The following is a 4189-nucleotide window of genomic DNA, read 5'->3' on the forward strand; positions in this document are numbered from 1 at the left end:
CCATAATCTCCAGCAGGAGCAGCTACAGAAACCCCACCATAGTTTGAATAAGATGCTAGTAAATCATTTTTATCAGTAGCTGAAACAGTAATTAATGATGGAAGCCCACCACCTGGAAGATGTACTTGCTTATCATCAGAAAAACCTCGTTTTTCTGCTATAAAGGTTGGGTTATTATTATCCAAACTTTCATTGCCTGCACTAGCCACTACAATAACGCCGTGTTTATGAGCATATTTAACAGCTTGTTTATAAGATTCTACCACTACACGATCTTCTGGCTTTTCCAATGATTTGTACGTCCCTAAGCTCAAATTAATAACGTCTACTCCATCTTTTGTAGCTGCAATAATTGCTTGTGTAACCCAAGCTGATTCAGCCCCATCTTGCCAATTATCCATAACTTTATAAGGAATAATGCCTAACTCTGGTCCAACTCCTAACATATTTCCATTAGCTGCTATAGAACCAGCTGCCATAGTACCATGCCCCATGTGGTCATCCGTATTATCGACATTGGGAACAAATGATTTTCCTTTAGAAATAATATTTTCTTTTAAATCTGGATGGTTAAAATCAATACCGCTATCAATAATTGCTACTTTTACATTATGATTACCTTTTTGTTTTTTAAAACTTTTTCCATCTTCAGTGATTTTCTTTATATCCCATCCTAATTCTTGGTATAATTTTGCCTTTTCTTCTATATTTGGAATTATAGTAGGAATAATCTCATTTTCACTAATAATAGAGTTTAAATTATTTTCTTTAGGGTCGATTATTTTACTTTCTGGTCCAGTAGATTCAATTTTATTATGAAACTTTTCCTTAATTTCATGGCTCGCTTTTATATGCTGGCCATTATCGGTATCTTCAAGCTTAACCATCGCAATTTCAGGAATTACCGTACTCTTTACACTTGGGTATTTTTCCTTAATAAATTGATTTACCTCTACTGAAGTATTTGAATCAGTAAACATAAATAGTTGATCATTTTCACTCTCTGCATTACTGGACTTATTAAAAGTAAATGTAAATAGTATAACAGTAGTTAAAATTACAATTATTGTTCCTAATTTAGATTGCCAATTCTTCATTTTGATTCTCCTCTTGAATTGTATATAGTTGATAATATATACCTTCTCTTTTTAACAACTCTTGATGATTTCCTATTTCTTGGATTTCCCCATCCTCTAAAACAATAATTCGATCCGCATCTCTAACTGTAGATAATCGATGAGCAATGATAATCTGCGTACAGTCTAACGTTCTCAAGTTTTGTTGAACTCTTGATTCAGAAAGATTATCTAGAGCTGAAGTTGCCTCATCTAAAATTAATATTTTTGGTTCATTAGCTAAAGCGCGCGCTAAAAGAAGGATGAACCAACAATAGCAATTTTTTCTCCTGCTTTAACCCTTAAATTAATTTTAGAAATAACTTCACTTCCAAAATGATCATATTTAAATGAAACATCTTTAAATTCAATTTCGCCTTGAATATTTTTAACCTTGTGTCCATCTATACTCTCTGATTCGCTTTCCATTACATCTTGTAAGCGCTGTATATAAGCCACTAATAGTAACAATTGAGAATACGTGTTTCCCATAGAAACAATTGGTACCATAAACGATGTAGCAAGTGCCGAAAACCCAAGGAGTTCTCCTATTGTAAATTCTCCTTTTAATATAAATATTGATCCTACCCAAAGTAATATAAGAGGGGTAATAAATTGAATTCCACTACTAAAAGATTCTAGAGTAGTAGAAAGAAAATTTTGCTTTTGAGAAGCTTTTAATTGATTATGAAATAACTGATGCCAGTGATTAAAAACTTTTYTTTCAGCACCTAAAATTTTAATATCACAAATTCCATGAATACTCTCTGTTAAGTAACTTTGTGTTTTGGTTTGTACAACAAGATTTTGATCTGATAGCTTCTTAATCAAACGAGTACTTAGAAGTGTGATGCCTGTAATAATACTGCATAATGATACTACTAACAAACCTAATTTCCATTGAATACAGAACATCATTATTGCGTATCCAATAATTAAGACCATATCAATAATCAGAGAAATCATACGAGAAGAGAGAATTTGTCTAATTATTACATTTGAATTAGCTCGGTATATAAGTTCTCCACTTGTTCTAGCTTCAAAAAATGAATATTTAAGACTAAACAATTTAGAAATAAAAGCTGACATAATTGAAGAATCCATGCGGGTTTGAAGAATAGTAATTAAATACCCTCGAAGAATAGAGAATACTTGGTAAAACAAAAATAGACCAAGCACACTTACCCCCAGAATACTGGTGTATTCTGCATTATTAGGTAAAATGATCTTATCAACAATCCATTGAGTTACTTTAGGAATGACTAGCCCAATACCTTGTAATAAGAATGCCACCAACATTATACTTATCAGTATATTTTTATGCATTAAGATATGTTGTAAAAGAAAGTTGAGTTTTAATTCCTTCTTTTTTGTAACGAATTTTTCATCTGTTTCAAATTTCAAAACATATCCAGAATAAGAACTCTTAAATATTTCCGGACTAACTTTCCGTCTCCCATTAAGAGGATCAACAATAGAAAAATTGCTTTTATTAATGCTCTCAAGAACAACATAATGTTTATTTTCCCAAAAGAGTATTGCAGGACATGAAATTTGACTTAATGCATCGCAATCTGCTTTATAGACTTTTCCCTTAAGGTGAGTTTCTTCTCCCATCTCTATCAAATGATAAAGGGAAGTGCCTTTTTTGGATGTGCCGAATTTGTTTCTCAATTCAGATAACGTTACATTATAACCGTAGTAACCTAATACCATCCCCAAACAAGCTAAACCACACTCGCTGTGTTCCATTTGTTCAATATAAGGCACTCTTTTGCGCATAATCATCATTCCTCATAATTTCTTCAAATTCTAACCATCCACGATGATAGGCAAGAATTCCTATCTGAACTCGAGAAGATATTCCACATTTCAACTTAATTGATGAAATAATAACCCCTACTCTTCTTCTACTAACAAATAGTTTTTGTGCGATTTCTACATCCTTATAACCGTGTGCAATAAGAATGGCTACTTTTTTTTCTTGATCACATAACGATTTTTCCATTTTAATTCACCTTCCAGTAATACTTTTTTGCAATGAATGTCCTTTAAACTAAGTTGTGTTATATTAAGAAATGTGGATTTAACGATAAATACACCCCCCTTAAAATTTGCGCAATAAATTATTTTTCTGTAAATGAAAATAATTCATTAACTTAAGAATTTAATAGCGCATTAATTATTTCTGGTATTGAATTATTCTTCAGATTAATCAAATGTTAGATAGATATAGAACTCGAGTTCTAAAAACAAGCTTCGATACCTCTTTTAAAAGTAAATAATATCCAATTTATCTCTTAGCAAATAATACTACTAAATCTATAATTTGGGAAGAGGGTGATTTTCACCACAAATACAAATATTGGTTTTTATGGATATATATTATATATATCCGGAAAATAATATATAAGGTAATCTTGATTATTTTATTTGTTATTTTCTTTTTCTTTTTTATAATTTCTATTAACCGGAATATTTTTTCATCTATTCCTTTTTCATTAAATTTCATCCAATTTAAACCATACACTAAACGCCCTGAATGTGTTAATGGCCTAGCTTTATGTTTAATTTACAATTCATATATTTTAATTAATATAACCGTGTTCATCCTCAAAAAATAGAACATTTGGTTCTATTGTAAACTTATAGTTTCTCTCCATTCAATCTCTTGACTTTAAGCCTTATTACGGTATGTAAATTTATTCAAAATACTATTTAGTAAAATTTAACTATGCAAAATTGCATATTTTTTCAAGGTATAAGAGTACGACTAATTCATATTTTAAAGCTAGAGTTTCCTCCCCCTTTATGTATTTATATTCCAATTAAGGTGTAATTATCCATTTAAATATTTTAATACCACACTTATATTCAACTTTTCAAGTCCTATAAAACCTTTCACTATTCTTAAAATATAATCATTAATTGACATTGTTGAATGCACTTTTATTACTCCAAAATCACACAACTCCTATTACCTTTTAATGTAAAATATTTTTCTTTAATACCTATTATAAAAATCCTAAGTAACATAATTACTTCAGAAACGATTGAATATCATTGACTTGATG

4 protein-coding genes are annotated in these 4189 nt (G+C 30.2%); all 4 read right to left on the bottom strand.

The window, feature by feature from the left end; genetic code table 11:
• On the bottom strand, nucleotides 1-1097 hold a 1097-nt coding region (locus AC1DJR_RS23750; protein WP_477003653.1), incomplete at its 3' end, for a S8 family serine peptidase.
• On the bottom strand, nucleotides 1078-1275 hold the full coding sequence (locus AC1DJR_RS23755) for a hypothetical protein (RefSeq protein WP_477003654.1): 198 nt from the start codon (nucleotides 1273-1275) through the stop codon (nucleotides 1078-1080). The genes AC1DJR_RS23755 and AC1DJR_RS23750, both read right to left, overlap by 20 nt.
• Nucleotides 1276-1367: 92 nt before the next feature.
• Nucleotides 1368-2897, bottom strand: a complete 1530-nt coding sequence (locus AC1DJR_RS23760) for a peptidase domain-containing ABC transporter (protein WP_477003655.1) — start codon at nucleotides 2895-2897, stop codon at nucleotides 1368-1370.
• A complete protein-coding gene (locus AC1DJR_RS23765; RefSeq protein ID WP_377954708.1) occupies nucleotides 2872-3123 on the bottom strand; it encodes a response regulator transcription factor in 252 nt (83 codons plus the stop codon). The genes AC1DJR_RS23760 and AC1DJR_RS23765 overlap by 26 nt, the downstream gene beginning before the upstream one ends.
• Nucleotides 3124-4189 lie beyond the last annotated feature (1066 nt).

This window comes from Bacillus sp. 05T31 (assembly GCF_056396725.1).

Coding starts and splice junctions, on each gene's coding strand:
- AC1DJR_RS23765 (WP_377954708.1), bottom strand. CDS start 3,123: ATGGAAAAATCGTTATGTGATCAAGAAAAAAAAGTAGCCATTCTTATT.